Here is a 1,570-nt window from a genome sequence, read left to right on the forward strand (position 1 = left end):
AACTTCCCGCTCTCATGGAGCATAACGAGATAGAGCCATTTGATATGGTTTTGGATCAGTTCACATGAGAGGGTGATTTCCCGAATCGCATGAGCTTTGGGGCTGATCGTGAGAGAGAACCCCGCATCAATGTAGGCGTTTTCGATCATTCTAGCCGCCGCGATCAAATGCGAATGGCCGCAAATACCGCAGACACGCGGAGCGATGACGAGGGCATCGAGCGCATTGCGCCCTTCTAAGATCGCCTCCATCCCCCGAAAATGCAAGAATCGGATAGCGGCATCCTGAACCACTCCGCTTTTATCGGTCTGAAAATCGAGTACCGCTTCCCCCTCGATCCGCTCGATCAGCTCATGTGTGATCATCAATCAACCTCTCTTCCAGCCGTTTGATATGGAACGATTTTGCTGCCCCTGCGAGTGCCAGATAACTCCGTTTCGGTATCCCTAAAGGCATCTCAGAAGGGATAGACATATACGTTTTGGTCGTGAAAAGATCCCGCTTAGGAAATGTGGGTTCGGTACACCCGACACACGGTGTCCCCGAGCGGGTTTTGGAACTCACCTCATTCCAAAGAATTTTATTACAGCTTCCGTGGGTAAAGGGGCCTTGGCACCCTTGAGCATAAAACAGACACCCCTCTTTGGTTCCGAAATGATCGCTGTCCACTTTCCACTCAAAATACTCGTTTCGTAAACATCCGTTATGGACGAGATAAGCATACAACTCCCTCGGGCGGCGATATTCATCGACCAAAATAGGTTTATTCGCTTTAATCATTTCGATCACAAAACTGAGCCATTTGGGATGAGCGGGACAACCGCTGAGGGTAATCACTTTTTTGCGCATATCCCGCAAAGGGCCGCTGTCGTTTTCTTTATCAAATACTATCCCGCTAATGTGTTCAGGATCATTCTCTTTAAAGATTCCGCCAAAACTCGCACAACTTCCCATCGAGATAATATGTTTCGTTTTCAATGCTAGTGTCATCAAAAGGCTCTCCATCGCCATTCCAGCACGCTCGAAAGAGGGACTGTATGCCCCCTCGAAAATAAGGATATCGGACTTGGGAAGTTTTTTGACAAGTTCTTTGAGTGTCTTGGCACATGGGAGGAGCGGATGATGGAGCAACTCAATCGAATCTAAAAGTGTTCCCAAAGAAGGATCATTTAAAAAAGAGTGAGTGTTGCCGTTGCAGGTGATCCCCTGTAGCCAAATGACGCGGAGCTTAGCGGGATTTGAGGGCATAATAGATATTTTCGGCAATGGTGTGCTCGTAACTCTCCAGCGGTTTAGGGAGAATATTTTCACCGTGGATAAACACCATCCCCCCCAAATACCCCATGAAAAGACCGAACGCACTGAAAAAATCCTGATCTCTCAACTCACCGCATCGTACACCCTCTTCGAAGAAGATCATCATTTCCGTTACAAAAGCGGAGACGCAGATCATCCCCTCACAGCAGTTCTGAAATACTTCCCGATTGGAGAGGTAGACCCGTAAAAAATACTCGATCGTCTCCGGTCGATCTTTGGCAATACGGAAATACATATGGACGATCGCTTCAAT

The 1,570-nt window shown here is 47.8% G+C and carries 2 protein-coding genes and 1 pseudogene; all 3 read right to left on the reverse strand.

The features are described 5' to 3' along the window. A partial coding sequence (locus A2517_RS05300; protein ID WP_294894859.1) for a nickel-dependent hydrogenase large subunit occupies window positions 1-365 on the reverse strand: 365 nt, incomplete at its 3' end. Next, window positions 352-1,248 (reverse strand): hydrogenase, encoded by an 897-nt coding sequence (locus A2517_RS05305; RefSeq protein ID WP_294894861.1) that lies wholly within the window; start codon window positions 1,246-1,248, stop codon window positions 352-354. The genes A2517_RS05300 and A2517_RS05305, both read right to left, overlap by 14 nt. Next, window positions 1,229-1,570: pseudogene (locus A2517_RS05310) on the reverse strand (TetR/AcrR family transcriptional regulator); the annotation flags it as partial. The pseudogene A2517_RS05310 and the gene A2517_RS05305, both read right to left, overlap by 20 nt.

The sequence above is a fragment of the Sulfuricurvum sp. RIFOXYD12_FULL_44_77 genome (genome assembly GCF_001830725.1).
Taxonomy (GTDB): domain Bacteria; phylum Campylobacterota; class Campylobacteria; order Campylobacterales; family Sulfurimonadaceae; genus Sulfuricurvum; species Sulfuricurvum kujiense_A.

Coding starts and splice junctions, on each gene's coding strand:
- A2517_RS05305 (WP_294894861.1), bottom strand. CDS start 1,248: ATGCCCTCAAATCCCGCTAAGCTCCGCGTCATTTGGCTACAGGGGATC.